Raw genomic sequence first — 16,910 nt, 5'->3', positions numbered from 1 at the left:
AGGCCTCGATCACCGGGATTGCCCTGAATGGGCAAAGCGATCTACGCGCCCCATCGTCTATGTGCATCCAACCTCCCGCGAAACGCGGGAACGGGGCTTGATCAGCGTTGCCCTAATTCAGTGTGACATTGGGATGCATGCGGCCTTTTCGCACCGCGGCGTGATCGCCGTTTTTCACCGGGCCGGAAACGCCACTCCCGCCAAGCGGCGGGAGTGGCAATGCATCGTTGGAGCGCAATGCGCGCTGTGGTCAGGCTGCCTTGCGTGCCGCCAGCTGACGCAGCACATATTGCAGTAGGCCGCCGTGCTTGAAGTACTCCACCTCTTTGGGTGTCAGCAGCAGCACCTTGACCTGGAACTGCTTGACGCTGCCGTCGGACTTTTTCGCATTGACGGTGGCACGGCGGCTGGCGCCGTCCTGCAGGCCGGTGATGTCCAGCACTTCCGAGCCGTCCAGGCCGAGGCTTTGTGCGTTCTCGTTTTCCAGGAACTGCAATGGCAGCACGCCCATGCCGACCAGGTTAGAGCGGTGGATGCGCTCGAAACTCTCGGCAATCACGGCCTTGACCCCAAGCAGGTTGGTGCCCTTGGCCGCCCAGTCGCGTGAGGAGCCGGTGCCGTATTCCTTGCCCGCCAGCACCACCAGCGGCACGCCATCGGCCTTGTACTTCATTGCGGCATCGTAGATGGCCAGCTTTTCCGGGTGGCTGCCGTTTGCCGGGTAATACAGCGTGTTGCCGCCTTCTTCGCCGCCGAACATCAGGTTCTTGATGCGGATGTTGGCGAAGGTGCCGCGTACCATCACATCGTCGTTGCCGCGGCGGCTGCCATAGCTGTTGAAGTCGGCCGGCTGCACGCCGCGTTCCTGCAGGAAGCGGCCTGCAGGCGAATCCTTCTTGATGTTGCCGGCCGGGGAGATGTGGTCGGTGGTGATCGAGTCGCCGAACAGGCCCATGATGCGTGCGCCGTGCACGTCGTCCACGTTGCCCACCTGCATGGTCATGCCGTCGAAGTAGGGCGGGTTCTTGATATAGGTGGACGCGGCATCCCACTCGTACAGGGCACCATCCGGTGAGGCAATCGTGTTCCAGCGCGTGTCGCCCTTGAACACGTCGGCATAGTTCTGCTTGAACATCTCCGGGCCGACGGTGGCGGCGATGGTGTCGCCGATTTCCTTGTTGCTTGGCCAGATGTCGCGCAGATACACCGGCTGCCCGTCGCTGCCGGTACCCAGCGGCTCGGTGGTGAGGTCGATGTCCGTGGTGCCGGCGATCGCGTAGGCCACCACCAACGGCGGCGAGGCAAGGTAATTCATCTTGACCTCGGGGTGCACGCGGCCTTCGAAGTTGCGGTTGCCCGACAACACCGAGGTCACCACCAGATCGTCCTTGGCGATGGCGGCGGACACGTCGTCCGGCAGCGGGCCGGAATTGCCGATGCAGGTGGTGCAGCCGTAGCCGACCACGTAGAAACCGAGCTTTTCCAGGTCGGCGAGCACGCCGGCTTTTTCAAGATAGTCGGTGACCACGCGCGAACCCGGCCCGAGCGAGGTCTTGACCCACGGCTGCGCCTTCAGTCCCTTGGCTGCCGCGTTGCGCGCGAGCAGGCCGGCGCCCAGCATGACCGCCGGGTTGGAGGTGTTGGTGCACGAAGTGATCGCGGCGATGACCACCGAGCCATCGCGCAGCTGCCAACTGGCACCGCTGGCGCTGGCGCTTTGGGCCTGCGACGCTTTCGCACCGACGGCGGTGCCGCCGCCGCCTTCGTTCTTGAGACGGTCTTCCTGCTTGAGATCGGCCAGCTTCTTGCTGCGCGCGTCGGCGAACGGCTTGAGGCTTTCGCGGTAGTTGGACTGCATGTCTTCCAGCAACACCCGATCCTGCGGGCGCTTGGGGCCGGCCAACGACGGCTTGACTTGGCCCATGTCCAGTTCCAGTGTGGCGCTGTACCGGGCTGGCGGAGTATTGGCGTCGTGCCACAGGCCCTGCGCCTTGGCATAGGCTTCGACCAGGGCAATCAGCTCCTCGCTGCGGCCGGACAGGCGCAGGTAGGTCAGCGATTCTTCGTCGACCGGGAAGATGCCGCAAGTGGCGCCGTATTCGGGCGCCATGTTGCCGATGGTGGCGCGGTCGGCCAGTGGCAGGTGCTGCAAGCCTTCGCCGAAGAATTCGACGAACTTGCCCACCACGCCAGCCTTGCGCAGCATCTGGGTGACCGTCAGCACCAGGTCGGTGGCAGTGGCGCCCTCGGGCAATTTGCCGGTGAGCTTGAAGCCCACCACCTGTGGAATCAGCATCGACGACGGCTGCCCCAGCATGGCTGCTTCCGCCTCGATGCCGCCCACGCCCCAGCCCAGCACGCCGATGCCGTTGATCATGGTGGTATGGCTGTCGGTGCCGAATACGGTGTCGGGGTAGGCGACCAAGGTGCCGTCCTTGTCGGCGCTCATCACCACGCGCGCCAGGTTTTCCAGGTTTACCTGATGAACGATGCCGGTGTTGGGCGGTACGACCTTGAAGTTCTCGAATGCCTTCTGGCCCCAGCGCAGGAAGCCGTAGCGTTCCTGGTTGCGCTGGAATTCGATCTTGCCGTTGAGGTCGAGCGCGTTCGGCTTGCCGAATACATCCACCTGCACGGAGTGGTCGATGACCAGTTCGGAGGGAATCTGCGGGTTGATCTGGTCGGCGTTGCCGCCGAGCTTGACCACCGCATCGCGCATTGCGGCCAGGTCGACCACGCAGGGCACGCCGGTGAAATCCTGCAGCACCACGCGTGCGGGCATGAAGGCAATTTCGGTATCGGGCTCGGCGCTGGGGTCCCACTTGGCGACTGCTTCGATGTGGTCCTTGCCGACGGTCACGCCGCCGTCTTCATGACGTAGCAGGTTCTCCAGCAGGATCTTCATCGAATAGGGCAGGTGGCCGATATCGAAGCGTTCGCCCAGCTTCGGCAGGCTGTAGTAAGCGTAGCGCTTGCCGTGGACCTCAAGTGAGGTGCGAGTGGAAAAGGAATCGCTCATGCATCACTCCTATGGCATCGAAGGCTTTAGGTAGGTGCCCATTCTGAGCGATTCAGTGTGTACGTACGGTGTGTCCAGACCGATCTGCCAACTTGAGTAGGACAGCGCAAGTACGTATCATGCGTGCATACTTTCTGGAGCATGCTCATGGAAGCCACCGTTGCCGAACGCGGACAGATCACGCTGCCTAAGGCCGTGCGCGATGCCCTGGGCCTGACCAAGGGCACCACGTTGAAGATCGAGCTTGACGGCGGACGTATCATCCTGCGCAAGGACGTCAGCGAAGCGCTGCGCAAGGTGCGCGGCAGGTTCAAGCTGGTCGACGGCCTGACCAGCACCGATGCCGCCATGCGCGTGATCCGCGGCCGCGCCCCCGGAGACCCGTTCGACCCATGATCGCCCTGGATTCCTCGGTCCTGCTGGACATCCTGATCGGCGACCCGGTCTATGGCGAAGTGTCGGAGGTCTGCATCGGCGACGCCCTGGCGCGCGACGAAGTGGTGGTCTGCGACGCGGTGGTGGCCGAGGTGCTGGCCATGCTCGACACCCAGGTCGACCTGATGGAAACGCTGGCCTCGATCGGCGTGCGCTACGAAGCGACTCAAGAGGCCGCGGCAGTGCGCGCCGGCTATATGAACAAGCGCTTTCGCGCGCGCGGCGGCAAGCGTGAGCGGGTGGTGGCCGACTTTCTGATCGGCGCCCACGCCATGCTCCAGTGCGACGGGTTGATTACCCGTGACGAGGGCTTCTTCCGCGATTACTTCAAGGGTTTGAAGATCGTCGTTCCCAAACCCGCACCCTGATCCACGTTTCGCGCTTTACCACCTTCACCGCTGTTTTTTGGAGAACCCGCATGTTGGAAGCCTATCGCCACCACGTTGCAGAGCGCGCCGCGCTCGGTATCCCACCGCTGCCGATGACCGCGCAGCAGACCGCCGAGGTCATCGAGCTGTTGAAGGCTCCGCCGGCTGGCGAGGAAGAATTCCTGGTCCAGCTGCTCAGCCAGAGCGTGCCCGCCGGCGTCGACGACGCTGCCAAGGTCAAGGCCTCGTACCTGGCCGCGGTTGCCTTCGGCACTGAGACCACCGCGCTGATCAGCCCCACCCGCGCCACCGAACTGCTTGGCACCATGCTGGGTGGCTACAACATCCAGCCGTTGATCGACCTGCTGGACAATGCCGAGCTGGGCGCCACCGCCGCCGAAGCGCTCAAGCACACCTTGCTGGTGTTCGAGGCGTTCCACGACGTGCAGGAAAAGGCGCAAGCCGGTAACGCGCATGCCAGGGCCGTGCTGCAGAGCTGGGCCGATGCCGAGTGGTTTACCAGCAAGCCGGAAGTGCCGCAGAGCCTGACCGTCACCGTGTTCAAGGTGCCGGGCGAAACCAATACCGACGACCTGTCGCCGGCACCGGATGCGACCACCCGTCCGGACATCCCGCTGCACGCACTGGCGATGTTGAAGAACAAGCGCGAAGGCGCGGCGTTCGAGCCGGAAGAAGACGGCAAGCGCGGCCCGATCCAGGCCATTGCCGACCTCAAGGCCAAGGGCCACCTGGTCGCCTATGTGGGCGACGTGGTCGGTACCGGTTCTTCGCGCAAGTCGGCGACCAACTCGGTGCTGTGGTGGACCGGCGAAGACATTCCGTACATCCCCAACAAGCGCTTCGGCGGCGTGTGCCTGGGCAGCAAGATCGCGCCGATCTTCTACAACACCATGGAAGACGCTGGTGCGCTGCCGATCGAGCTGGACGTGTCGCAGATGGAGCACGGCGATGTGGTCGAGCTGCGTCCGTACGACGGCAAGGCGCTGAAGAACGGGCAGGTGATCGCCGAGTTCGCGATGAAGTCGGACGTGCTGTTCGACGAAGTGCGCGCCGGTGGCCGCATTCCGCTGATCGTCGGCCGCGGCCTCACCGCCAAGGCGCGCGAGTTCCTGGGCCTGCCGGCTTCGGACCTGTTCCGCCTGCCGATGGACCCGCCGGACACCGGCAAGGGTTTCTCGTTGGCGCAGAAGATGGTCGGCCGCGCGTGCGGCTTGCCGGAAGGCCAGGGCATGCGCCCGGGCACCTATTGCGAGCCGAAGATGACCTCGGTGGGTTCGCAGGACACCACCGGCCCGATGACCCGCGACGAGCTGAAGGACCTGGCCTGCCTGGGCTTCTCGGCCGACCTGGTGATGCAGTCGTTCTGCCACACCGCCGCCTACCCGAAGCCGGTGGACGTCAAGACCCACCACACCCTGCCGGAGTTCATCTCCACCCGTGGCGGCGTGTCGCTGCGTCCGGGCGACGGCGTGATCCACAGCTGGCTCAATCGCATGCTGCTGCCCGACACCGTGGGCACCGGCGGCGACTCGCATACCCGCTTCCCGATCGGCATCTCGTTCCCGGCCGGCTCCGGTTTGGTGGCGTTCGCCGCCGCCACCGGGGTGATGCCGCTGGACATGCCCGAGAGCGTGCTGGTGCGCTTCAAGGGGCAGATGCAGCCGGGCGTGACCTTGCGCGACCTGGTGAACGCTATCCCGCTGTACGCGATCAAGCAGGGCTTGCTGACCGTGGCCAAGCAGGGCAAGAAGAACATCTTCTCCGGCCGCATCCTGGAAATCGAAGGGCTGCCGAACCTGAAGGTGGAGCAGGCGTTCGAGCTGTCCGATGCCTCGGCCGAGCGTTCGGCGGCCGGCTGCACCGTGCACCTGGACAAGGCGCCGATCATCGAATACCTGACCAGCAACATCACCCTGCTGCGCTGGATGATTGCCGAGGGCTATGCCGATGCGCGCACCCTGGGCCGCCGCATCAAGAAGATGGAAGAGTGGCTGGCCGACCCGCAGCTGCTGCAGCCCGATGCCGACGCCGAATACGCCGCGGTCATCGAGATCGACCTGGCCGACATCCATGAGCCGATCGTGGCGTGCCCGAACGACCCGGACGACGTCAAGACGCTGTCGGACGTGGCCGGTGCGGCCATCGACGAAGTCTTTATCGGTTCGTGCATGACCAACATCGGTCACTTCCGTGCTGCCGCCAAGCTGCTGGAAGGCAAGCGCGATATCCCGACCCGGTTGTGGGTCGCGCCGCCGACCAAGATGGACGCCTCCGAGCTGACCAAGGAAGGCCATTACGGCACCTTTGGCGCGGCCGGCGCGCGTATGGAAATGCCCGGCTGCTCGCTGTGCATGGGCAACCAGGCGCAGGCACGCGAAGGCGCCACGGTGTTCTCCACCTCCACGCGTAACTTCCCCAACCGGTTGGGCCGCAACACCAATGTGTACCTGGGCTCGGCGGAACTGGCGGCAATCTGTTCGCGCCTGGGCCGCATTCCGACCAAGGACGAGTACATGGCCGATGTGGGCGTGATCAAGACCAGTGGCGAGCAGATCTATCGCTACATGAACTTCGATCAGATCCAGGAGTACCAGAACGTGGCAGAGACCGTCGCCGCCTGATACACCGGCCAGTGTGTGTTGTTCCGAAATGCCCGGCACTGCCGGGCATTTCGCTTTTCGGGCAATAATTTCGTGTTTCGGTCACGATGGGCGGCGTTAAAGCAAATAACAGCTGACTGGATTGTGGCATTGCAACAAAAATCTGAAGTGCGCAGGTCTAGAGTCCCGCCGCTCTACCACTGCCCGTTGATGCCCATGCTCACTTGCACAATCTCCGGTCAAACACTGCACTACACGCAACACGGCCAGGGTTTCCCGGTCGTGCTTGGCCACAGTTATCTCTGGGACACCGCGATGTGGGAGCCGCAGATCCAGGCCCTGTCCCAGCACTACCAGGTCATCGTTCCCGAGCTGTGGGGGCATGGCCAATCGGATGCGTTGCCGGCAGGCACGCAGACTGTGTGCGATCTCGCCGAGCAGATGCTGGCGCTGCTGGATGCGTTGGAGCTTCCACAATGTGCGGTGGTCGGCCTGTCGGTCGGCGGCATGTGGGGCGCGGAGCTGGCCATACGCGCGCCCGAGCGCGTGCGCAGCCTGGTGTTGATGGATACCTTTCTGGGGGCCGAACAGCAGGTCACACGCACGCGTTACTTTGCATTGCTCGATGCAATCAATGCGGCCGGGCAGATGGCACCGGAACTGGTCGATGCGATCGTGCCGCTCTTTTTCCGTGCCGGCATCGATCTGCAATCTGCGTTGCCGGCGGCGTTCGCGCAGGGTCTGGCGGCGATGTCGCCTGAGCAGTTGCGGACTTCGATCGTGCCGCTGGGGCGATTGATCTTCGGTCGCGACGATCGGCTCCAAACGCTGGCCGCGCTCAACCCTGCCAGCACATTCCTGCTCGCTGGCGAATACGACGTTCCGCGCCCGCCGGAAGAGTTGTGGATGATGGCCGAGGTGATCGGCTGCGACTACGAACTGATCCCGGACGCAGGCCATATCGCCTCGCTGGAGAATCCGGCCTTCGTCAACGCGCAGTTGCTGGGATGGCTGAAGCGGACGGTGGGTGAGACCGAGGTGGAGCTGATGCGTGTGGGATGAGGGCAATGGCCTCGCCTGACGTGGGATGAGGCGAATGGTTCCCTCTCAACTCCTCACTTTTTTACTGACAGGAGAGGGGCTTAAAGCGCTCGTAGGAGAGGGCTGAAGCGCTGCAGTTGTCAGGATAATGTTTTCCTTCTTCCTTCGGGACAGTGTCGTCCTTTATGGAGGAGAAGGTGCCCGCAGGGCGGATGAGGGTACGGCGTCGGCGCGATGCGTGGTTGGCCGTACCCTCGCCCCAACCCCTCTCTCGCGGGGAGAGGGGCTTGAAGCGCTCCCGCGGGGGAGGGCTTGCAGCGCTGCGCTCCCGCACGAGGGAGGCGCATTACTTGCCACGCCATGGCCCGCCCTTCCTGGCTGGAAGGGAATTCGAAGCTTTGATCGTTGGGCGGTTACGCTACTACGGTTGCGCGCCCAGCCAGGCTTCCAGGGCCGGGGCAGGTAGGGGCCGCGAGAACAGATAGCCTTGCAGCACCTCGCAGCCCAGGTCGGCCAGAAACAGGCGCTGCGCTTCGTTTTCCACACCTTCGGCGACCACGTGCTTGCGCAGGTGCTCGCCGATGCGTAGTACCGAGGTGGTGAGTGCGCGCGCGTCTTCGCTGTGTTCGATGTCGCGGACGAAGCTCATGTCCAATTTGAGTTCGTCGATCGGCAGGCGATGCAGATGGCTCAGGCTGGAATAGCCGGTGCCGAAATCGTCCAGCGACAGCGAGATACCGGCTTCGCGAATGGCATGCAGGTTCTCCAGTACGCCCGCTTGCCCGGACAGCATCACGCTTTCGGTCAGTTCCAGGGTCAGGTCGGAGGGCCGCACGCCCATCTCGGCGATGAGCCGGAGCAGATCCGACAGCATGCGCGGACTTTCGAAACCGCTCGCCGACAGGTTCACCGACACGCGTGCGACCGGCACGCCACGCTGGCGCCAGTCGGCAACCTGCTGGCAGGCGCTGCGCAGGACCCACGCGTTGATCTGCGGCATCATGCCCTGTTCTTCGGCCACCGGCAGGAACCGCGCCGGCGAGACTGCGCCCAACTGCGGGTGATTCCAGCGTAGCAGCGCTTCCACGCCATAGAGCGTGTGCGGCGCGGCGCTGTGCATCTGCGGTTGGTAATGCAGTTGCAGCTGATTGCGGTCGATGGCCTGACGCAGTTCTGCTTCCAGCGCAACGCGTTCTTGCGCCATGCGGTTCATGTCGGAACTGAAGAAGCGGAAACGCCCACCGCCTTCCTTCTTGGCGCGATTCATCGCCAAATCGGCGTGGCGCAGCAGGATGTTGATGTCCTGGCCATCTTCGGGAAACATCGCCACGCCGATACTGGCCGACGGATGCAGGGTCATATGGCCAACCGGCAGCGGGCTGGCGATGCTGACCAACAGACGCTCGGCGGCGGCACTGGCCTGCTCTGCGCTGCATTGCGGCAGCGCGAGCGCGAATTCGTCGCCGGAAAGTCGCGCCAGCATCGCCGTGGCGGTGACCTGCTCATTGACGCGCAGGGCGATATCGCGCAGCAGGCCATCGCCTGCGGCGTGACCCTGGCTATCGTTGATGAGCTTGAAGCGATCGATGTTGATGAACATCAACGCGGCCGGTTCGCCGGCGTATTCGGCCTGCGTCAGCGCCTGCTCGGCGCGCGCGCTGAACATGATGCGGTTGGGAAGGCCCGTGAGCGTGTCGTAGAACGCCAGTTGATGCACGCGCTGGCGGATCTGCTCGCGTTCCAGCGCCAATGTGCACAGCTGCTGGCACAAATCGGTGAGCCGCATATGCCAGGCATCGGCACGTTGCGGCTTGCGGTAATACAGCGCGAAGGTGCCAAGCACGCGCGCGTTGTTGGAGCGGATCGGCGTGCTCCAGCAGGCGTGCAGGCCCCATGACAATAGCGTGTCGCGACCAGACTCGAACAACGGGTCGGTGGCGATGTCTTCCACCATCACCGCGCGACCGCGCCAGGCCGCGGTGCCGCAGGCGCCTGTGCCCGGGCCGATCTTCAGGCCGTTGACCGCATCGGCGTATTCGGGCGGCAGGCTGGGCGCAGCCAGCGAATGCAGGCGGCCTTGATTGTCCACACTCATCACCGTGGCCAGCACGTCCGGTGCGATGCGCTCGACCTCGGTGCAAATCAGCGTCATCACCTCGATCAACGGGCGTTCCTGCACCAAGGCTTCCAGCACGCGGTGCTGCAATACCTCGTGCATCTTGGTGTCGGTGATGTCGGTCAGTACCGCCACGTAATGCGAGGGAGCGTGGTTGGCGTCATAGATCGGGTTGAAGTTGAGCGAGATCCACAGCGGCGTGCCGTCCTTGCGATAGACCAGCAAGTCGGCACGGGTGTGCTGCAAGGCGTCGGCGCGATCGCGAATGCGGGCGATCTCGCTTTGGTCGCTTTGCGCGCGGGTCAGGACATCGGAGGGACGCAGACCGACCACCTCGGCTTCGGTGTAGCCGAACATGCGCTGGAAGCCGTCGTTGGCGTACAGCAGGTGCGATTGCAGATCGCAGATGAGAATGGCGCTGCTGCTGCCGTCCAAGGCTTCGGCAAGCAGACGCGCACGGCGCTGCTCGGGCTGTTCGCCGGCCTTGGCCACGCCGGCGGTGACCGGGCTGGGCCTGACCAGACCAGTGTCTGGTGCGCCGGTATGGATCGGCTCAGCCGTCAGCGGCGTGTGGTCCATCGCTGCATCCACACGAGCGCCCGTCGCGCTTGCCGGTGCTGGAGGAAGCGTTGGATTGGTCGGGTGCGAGGGATGGGCGGTCATGCCGAATCAGCGCGCCTGCGCCGACAATGCGAGCAAGCGCTCGGCCACGCGGTCCAGCGGCACGACTTCTTGTGCGGCGCCAAGTTTGTACGCCGCACCAGGCATGCCCCAGACCACGCTGCTGGCTTCGTCCTGCACCAGCGTCGGCGCGCCGGCCTGCAGCATTTCCAGCAGGCCGCGTGCGCCGTCGTCGCCCATCCCGGTGAGGATGGCGCCCACCGCATTCGGGCCGGCATTGGCGGCAACGGAACGAAACAGCACGTCCACCGCCGGTTTGTGGCGATTGACCGGCGGGCCATCGTCGATGCGGCAGCGCCATCGTGCACCGTCGCGAATGATGCGCAGATGCTGGCCACCCGGCGGTAGATAGGCGTGGCCGGGCAGGATCGCCTCGCCATCGGTGGCTTCGCGTACCGACATGGCCGAGTGGCGGTTGAGGCGCTCGGCGAATGCGGTGCTGAAGCTGGCAGGCAGATGCTGGGTCATCACGACCGCGGGCGCATCGGCGGGCATGTGTTCGAGCACCACGCGTAGCGCTTCGGTCCCACCGGCGGAGGCGCCGATGGCGATCAGGCGGTCGGTCGTGCGAAAGCGCAGCGCGCTGCCGGCCACCGGTGCCGATTGCATATCCAGCGTGACTTTGGGCGCGCTCGGGCGATTGAGTGCGCTGACCTTGGCTTTGGCGGCCATCTTGACCTTGCTGACGATCTCTTCGGCGTAGCCTTCCAGCCCGCGTGCGACGTCGATCTTGGGCTTGGACACGAAGTCCACTGCACCGAGTGACAAAGCCTGCAAGGTGGTGTCGGCGCCGCGCTCGGTCAGCGATGAAATCATCACCACCGGGGTAGGGCGCAGGCGCATCAGGTTTTCCAGAAACACCAGACCGTCCATGCGCGGCATTTCCACATCCAGCGTGATGACGTCCGGATTGAGGCGCTTGATCTTTTCGCGCGCCAGCAACGGATCGGCGGCCGAGCCGACCACTTCGATGCCGGCATCGCGTGACAAAATTTCGGTGAGCATCTGACGCACGACCGCCGAATCGTCGACGATCAATACACGCACAGGAGTTTCCAGCGTCATTCGAACAACTCCACTCCACCGGTAACCGGTGCTTTGGACAGACGGGCGCGCACGGCCGATTCGGTGGCGGCGACCTCGGCTTCGTGTGCGTGCGGCAAACGTTGCACGACGACGCGGCCAGTCGTCGCGAAGAACCATACCTTGCGCGGATGGATGCCACACAGATCTTCAGCGATGATGGGAATATGTTCGGCCTGCAGGTACTGGCGAACGAACTCGGCGTTGCGGGTGCCGACCGGGTTGCTGGTGAAGCCCTTCAGCACGTTGGCGCCACCAAAGACCTTGGCTTCGATGCGTTTGCGATGCGCGCCGCGCTTGAGCATGTCGTTGATCAGCAACTCCATGGCATAACTGCCGTAGCGCGCGGGTGCGCCATCGCCGACCTGACCTTCCGGCAACAGAAAATGGTTCATGCCACCGATCTTGAGCACCGGGTCGCGCAGGCAGGCTGCAACGCACGATCCCAAGGTGGTCGTCAACGCGGTGTCGTCGTTCACCACCAGGTATTGGGTGGGCAGCAGTTTGGCGGCAATGGTCTGGAACCGCGAATCGCGGTAGCGCATGACGTCGTCGACTTGCACGGCAGTACCCATGCTCAGGCTCCTGCGCGCGGGGCGCGCCGATACAGCGTGCGCCCGCACGGCTGGATCAGATCGGCCGCGTGCAGGTAGTTCTCCGAGTGCCCGGTGTAGAGCAGTCCATCGTCGCCCATGTGGCTGACCAGGCGCGACAGGATGCCGCGTTGGGTGGGCTTGTCGAAATAGATCATCACGTTGCGGCAGAACAGTGCCGCATACGGACCGCCGACATCGTAACGCGGCGCCAGCAGATTCAACTGGCGGTATTCGATGAGCTGGCGCAGCGCCGGAATGACCCGGCACTTGCCTTCATTGGTGCCGCTGCCGCGCTGGAAGTACTTGCGTTTGATCGCTGCATCCAGCGAGGCGACCCGATCGATGGCATAGACGCCGCGCGAGGCGGTTTCCAGCACCTGGGTGTCGACGTCGGTGGCGACGATGCTCACCGGCGGGGTCAGCGTGCCGAAGGCTTCGCAGGCGGTGATGGCGATGGAGTAGGGCTCCTCGCCGGTGGAGGCAGCGCACGACCAGATCTTCAACGGCGCCTGTGAGGCGCGCTTCTGCAGTTCTTCACGCAGCTTGTCGAAATGGTGCGGCTCGCGGAAGAACGAGGTCAGGTTGGTGGTCAGCGCATTGGTGAATGCCTGCCACTCTTCTTCATCGTTGCCGGCTTCGAGCTGATCGAGGTAATCGCGGAACGAGCGCAGGCCAAGCACGCGCAGACGCCGCGACAGGCGGCCATACACCATGTCGCGCTTGGCCGGCGCCAATGCGATGCCGACACGCTGGTAGATCAGGTCGCAGACGCGCTTGAAGTCGCGGTCGCCGAAATCAAATTCGCGTGTGTCTGAAGCGGAAGTCGTAGTCGTCATATCCATACGCGTCGTGAGCTATAATTGGATATCGGCCACGGAGCCGTGCAACTGAAGCGCCAATGCGTGGACAGTACGCGGTTGGTGTCGATAGGTGGTGCGACGGGGACGGCGGCTGGTGATGGGCCGCTCAGAGGGCAATGACGACCCGCCGGTGTTCTGCCGCATCGTACATGCGGGGATCGACGCAGGTGCCTGGCCCAAATGCACAACGCCCAGGCAATGCCGGGGCGTTGTGGCTGACAGCGGTGAATCAGAACTCTTGCCAGTTACCGTCGGCCAGCGCGGCCTGGGATGTCGCTGGCGGCGACGCGCTTGCTGCTGCACGTGCCACCGGCTTGGCGGCGCTTTTGACTGCAACCGGGCGCGAGGCGATCGGCCGCACGCGTGCGGTCTGAGGCGCCTGCGCAGCCGAGTCGTCCAGCTTGAACACCGACACCGCTTCGGCCAGATGACCTGCCTGCTCTTCCATCGAGCGGGCGGCGGCAGTGGCTTCTTCCACCAGCGCAACGTTCTGCTGGGTGGTTTCGTCCATCTGGGTGATGGTCTGGTTGACCTGCTCGATCCCGGACGACTGCTCCTGCGAAGCGGCAGAAATCTCGCCCATGATGTCGGTGACGCGCTGCACGCTGGCCACGATGTCGGCCATGGTGGCGCCGGCCTTGCGCACCAGTGCCGAGCCTTCGGCCACCTTGTGCACGGAATCGTCGATCAAGCCCTTGATCTCCTTCGCCGCACCGGCCGAACGCTGTGCCAGCGTGCGCACTTCCGAGGCCACCACGGCAAAACCGCGACCCTGTTCGCCGGCACGCGCCGCTTCCACCGCGGCATTCAACGCCAGGATGTTGGTCTGGAACGCGATGCCATCGATGACGCTGATGATGTCGGCGATCTTCTTGGACGAGGCTTCGATGCCGGACATGGTGGTGACCACTTGCGACACCACTTCACCACCTTGCGAGGCCACGCCGGTGGCGCCGATGGCAAGCTGGTTGGCCTGACGGGCGCTTTCGGCATTCTGCTTGACGGTGGAGGTGAGCTCCTCCATCGAGGCAGCGGTTTCTTCCAGATTGGCGGCCTGCTGCTCGGTACGGTGCGACAGGTCACTGTTGCCCGAAGCGATTTCGCCAGCGGCCGAATTGATCGCACTGGACGACATCTTGATGCGCCCGACGATGTCGGCCAGCTGTTCGGCGGTGGCATTGGCATCGTCACGCATCTGCGCGAACACGCCGCTGAACTCACCATGCATGCGCACGGTCAGGTCGCCACGCGACAGCGCGGACAACAGGGACGAAATCTGTTCCAGGCTGCCGGCATTGGCATCCAGCAAGCCGTTGAGCTGCTGCGCCAGCTGCAGGAAGAAGCCCTGCTTGCCGTCGGTTTCCACACGCCCGCTCATGTCGCCACTGGCGGCAGCGCGCACGATACGGGCCACTTCTTCTTCGACCTGCACTTCGATGGTGCGGTCTCGCCATTCGCAGACTTCGCCGCTGGTCTCGCCCTGTTCGTTCTTGATGGAGGTGACCGTCTGCGCCAGCACCACCTCGCCGAAACGCTCTTCGAAGCTGGTGACGCCATCGTGCTCCAGCGCGGCAACGGCCTTGCGCACGGTCGCATCCGACAAACCCAGGTAGCTGACGTGCTGGCCGATGACCTTGCTCGCATCGAACTCGGGCGATGCCAGGCGGATGCTGCTTTCGTACTGCGCCACAATCTTCTTGAAGGCGTCGTTGGCGTAGATCATCACGCGTTCTGGATCGGTGATGAAGGTGCCGGTCGAGGACTTGTCCAGCGCGGTGCGGATGCGCAGGTTTTCGTCGGCAATCTCCTGGTCGCGTTCGATGCGTTCCTTCAGGTCGCGCTGCATACGTTGCATGGAGCGCATCAACTCGCCCACTTCGTCCTGGCCTTGCACGTTGATCTGGCCGTCCAGCTTGCCGCCGGCAATTTCGGTGGCCGTGGTGACCGCACCGCGCATGCTCTTGACGATGGAACGGGCGAACAGGAAGGCCAGGCCCAGGCCGCCGGCGATGCCGATCAGCAGCACCACCAGGGTCAGCGTGACCGAAGTAGCGTGGACCTTCTCGGCCTTGGTCTTGGCAGCCTGCGCAAGCACGTTGTCTTCGGCAATCAAGGCGGCCAGTGAATCCTTGGCCTTGTTATGCAGGGTACGGGTCTCGCCGACGAAAGTGTCGATGGCGTCGTCGGGCAGATTGAGTTCCATCATTTCGTCGACGCTGGCATAGGAGGCAGAAGCCTTCTTCCAGTCCGCCACGAACACCTCGAACAGCTTCTTCTGTTGCGGGCTTTCGATCAGACGCGGGTAGCCCTTGATGGTGGCTTCGATCTCGCCATTGAGCCTCTTGGCGCGGACCTTGGCTTCCTGCTTGACCGAATCGCTGGCGCGCACCAGGTTCTGGTAGGCGGCATTGCGGTATTCGCCGAGCATGCCGCGCAGATCGCCTGCCTCGCGCACGCTGGACATGGTGTTGCCTGCCAGGTCGCGGGTGACGTTATTGAGCGAGGCCAGACCCGAATAGGCGATGACGCCCTGGACGAGCATGATCAGCAGCACGATGCCGAACGCCAGCATCAGCTTGGGCATCAGTTTCAGATTGTTGATCCATTGCATTGACACGATTCCCCCGTAGAAGTCAGTCCGCATAGCCGCAACAGCACATCGCCACGCGCGAGGGCGTGGCGATGTGCGAGGCGATTACTTGATGGTGGCGAGCTTCAGGCTGGCCGGGGAGCTGACTTCGATTTCGGCGCGCGAACTGTCGCGCTGGATCTTGCCGAGGACGCAGACGTCCTTACCTTCGAGCGTTTCCGGGGCGAAGCTGAACTTGCCGCGGTTGGCGCCGTCGATGCGTGCGGAGAAGGTGTGGCGCGGGAACATGCCGCCCATGTACAGGAAGGTGGGTTCGCCTTCCGAGCTCTGCGCGTACTTTGCCTTTTCGACCTTGCCGCACACCATGCCGTCCTTGCCGACGAAGCGCGTGGCCATTTCCGGCGGAATCATTTCCTGCGACTGAGCCGACAGCGTGGGAGCAACGATCACGAGAGCAGCGACGGGGAGGAGCGAGAGCAGGAACTTCATAGGGATTCTCCAGAATCAAAAGTCGAACGGTGCCCCGTTGTGTGAACGCAGGCTTCATTCAGCTATCGGCCAGCCAACGTTCAACTTGAATCCGGAAAACGTGATTTTTATCTCGTTTCCATCGAGTGGTGCGTCGCGTGTCGGGAGCTTCCTGACATTCAATCGTCGTAGTCGCGGTCGCGCAAAAGCGTTGCGGCCGCCGGAGCGATGCAGTGGGTGCACGGCGGCGCCACAGACGCTCAAAAGCGGCTACCGAAACGGAGCAAATCGGCCGCCAGGGGGGGAGCGGGCAGCGCGCAGAAACCGGAGTACAGGTCTGCTGCCTCAGGATTCCGAGCACCGACCGTGCGCCTTCTGGCGGCTTGGCAGTCGCTTGGTAGCCGCTTGTCGTACTACACCTCTCCGGCGACCACAGGCGAGGCGACGCAGCCGTTTGAATCAGGCGGCTTCTTCGACCAGTTGCTGACCCAGCTCGGTGCTGTCCAGCAGGGTTTCGATATCCAGCAGGATCAACATGCGATCGTCCTGGGTGCCGATACCGGAGATGAAACGGGTGTCGACCGACGCACCGAATTCGGGGGTAGGGCGGATCTGGTCATCGTTGAGCGGAATCACGTCGGACACGCTGTCCACGACGATACCGACCACGCGGTCTTCGACGTTGAGCACGATCATCACGGTGAATGCGTCGTAGCGCGCTTCTTGCAGGCGCAGCTTCAGGCGCAGGTCGATCACCGGCACGATGGTGCCGCGCAGGTTGATCACACCCTTGATGTAATCCGGCGCGTCGGGCAGACGGGTCACCGAGTCGTAGCCGCGGATTTCCTGCACTTTCAGGATATCCACGCCGTAGTGTTCTTCGCCCAGGGCGAAGCTGAGGAATTCACCACCGGTGCCGGTGGCAGTGCTTTTGTCGTTCATGGAAACTCCGGGCGTTGCGGCTAAGTGTCAGGTTAGGCAGGACTGCGGCAGCAGAAACGGATGCGGGATGCCTTAGCAACATCGGCGGGG

12 protein-coding genes are annotated in these 16,910 nt (G+C 63.7%); 4 read left to right on the top strand and 8 right to left on the bottom strand.

Translation table 11 applies throughout. The annotated features are described in order from the left end of the window. Positions 1-250: 250 nt before the first annotated feature. On the bottom strand, positions 251-3,019 hold the full coding sequence (acnA, locus tag XAXN_RS08520) for an aconitate hydratase AcnA (RefSeq protein ID WP_054319219.1): 2,769 nt from the start codon (positions 3,017-3,019) through the stop codon (positions 251-253). A gap of 147 nt (positions 3,020-3,166) precedes the next feature. Here acnA and XAXN_RS08515 point away from each other — a divergent pair, with 147 nt between their 5' ends. The 4 genes from XAXN_RS08515 to XAXN_RS08500 all read left to right on the top strand — a co-directional run bounded on the left by XAXN_RS08515 (position 3,167) and on the right by XAXN_RS08500 (position 7,505). Beyond that, entirely contained in the window at positions 3,167-3,415 is a 249-nt protein-coding gene (locus XAXN_RS08515) for an AbrB/MazE/SpoVT family DNA-binding domain-containing protein (protein WP_054319220.1), read from the top strand. Beyond that, positions 3,412-3,822: a type II toxin-antitoxin system VapC family toxin gene (locus tag XAXN_RS08510; RefSeq protein ID WP_054319218.1), complete on the top strand. Its 411-nt coding sequence runs from the start codon at positions 3,412-3,414 to the stop codon at positions 3,820-3,822. Before XAXN_RS08515 ends, XAXN_RS08510 begins: the two co-directional genes overlap by 4 nt. Before the next feature lie 50 nt (positions 3,823-3,872). Next, positions 3,873-6,464, top strand: a complete 2,592-nt coding sequence (locus XAXN_RS08505) for a bifunctional aconitate hydratase 2/2-methylisocitrate dehydratase (RefSeq protein ID WP_054319217.1) — start codon at positions 3,873-3,875, stop codon at positions 6,462-6,464. Positions 6,465-6,659: 195 nt separating this feature from the next. After that, positions 6,660-7,505 carry an alpha/beta fold hydrolase gene (locus XAXN_RS08500; protein WP_054319216.1) on the top strand — a complete coding sequence of 282 codons (846 nt, stop codon included), beginning with the start codon at positions 6,660-6,662 and terminating at the stop codon, positions 7,503-7,505. Between the two features lie 400 nt (positions 7,506-7,905). On the opposite strand, the gene XAXN_RS08495 is transcribed toward XAXN_RS08500, so the two are convergent. From XAXN_RS08495 to XAXN_RS08465, 7 genes are all read right to left on the bottom strand, one after another. Beyond that, positions 7,906-10,191: a sensor domain-containing protein gene (locus XAXN_RS08495; protein WP_054319215.1), complete on the bottom strand. Its 2,286-nt coding sequence runs from the start codon at positions 10,189-10,191 to the stop codon at positions 7,906-7,908. 78 nt (positions 10,192-10,269) lie between these two features. Next, the gene (locus XAXN_RS08490) at positions 10,270-11,346 is read right to left on the bottom strand and encodes a protein-glutamate methylesterase/protein-glutamine glutaminase (RefSeq protein WP_003486327.1); all 1,077 of its coding nucleotides are present in this window, start codon (positions 11,344-11,346) and stop codon (positions 10,270-10,272) included. Further along, positions 11,343-11,939 (bottom strand): chemoreceptor glutamine deamidase CheD, encoded by a 597-nt coding sequence (gene cheD, locus XAXN_RS08485; RefSeq protein WP_054319214.1) that lies wholly within the window; start codon positions 11,937-11,939, stop codon positions 11,343-11,345. Before cheD ends, XAXN_RS08490 begins: the two co-directional genes overlap by 4 nt. Positions 11,940-11,941: 2 nt before the next feature. Next, positions 11,942-12,802, bottom strand: coding sequence for a CheR family methyltransferase (locus XAXN_RS08480; RefSeq protein WP_054319213.1), 861 nt, complete (start codon positions 12,800-12,802; stop codon positions 11,942-11,944). A gap of 247 nt (positions 12,803-13,049) precedes the next feature. After that, complete coding sequence (locus tag XAXN_RS08475) at positions 13,050-15,431, bottom strand: methyl-accepting chemotaxis protein (protein ID WP_054319212.1); 2,382 nt, start codon at positions 15,429-15,431, stop codon at positions 13,050-13,052. Positions 15,432-15,515: 84 nt separating this feature from the next. After that, on the bottom strand, positions 15,516-15,899 hold the full coding sequence (locus XAXN_RS08470) for a hypothetical protein (RefSeq protein WP_003486337.1): 384 nt from the start codon (positions 15,897-15,899) through the stop codon (positions 15,516-15,518). A 438-nt stretch (positions 15,900-16,337) separates the two neighbouring features. Then, positions 16,338-16,820: a chemotaxis protein CheW gene (locus XAXN_RS08465; RefSeq protein ID WP_042822255.1), complete on the bottom strand. Its 483-nt coding sequence runs from the start codon at positions 16,818-16,820 to the stop codon at positions 16,338-16,340. Positions 16,821-16,910: the final 90 nt, after the last annotated feature.

Origin of the sequence: Xanthomonas axonopodis (genome assembly GCF_001304695.1) — a bacterium.
Classification (GTDB): Bacteria; Pseudomonadota; Gammaproteobacteria; order Xanthomonadales; family Xanthomonadaceae; genus Xanthomonas; species Xanthomonas axonopodis.
This window is presented reverse-complemented; position numbering and strand designations above follow the sequence as displayed.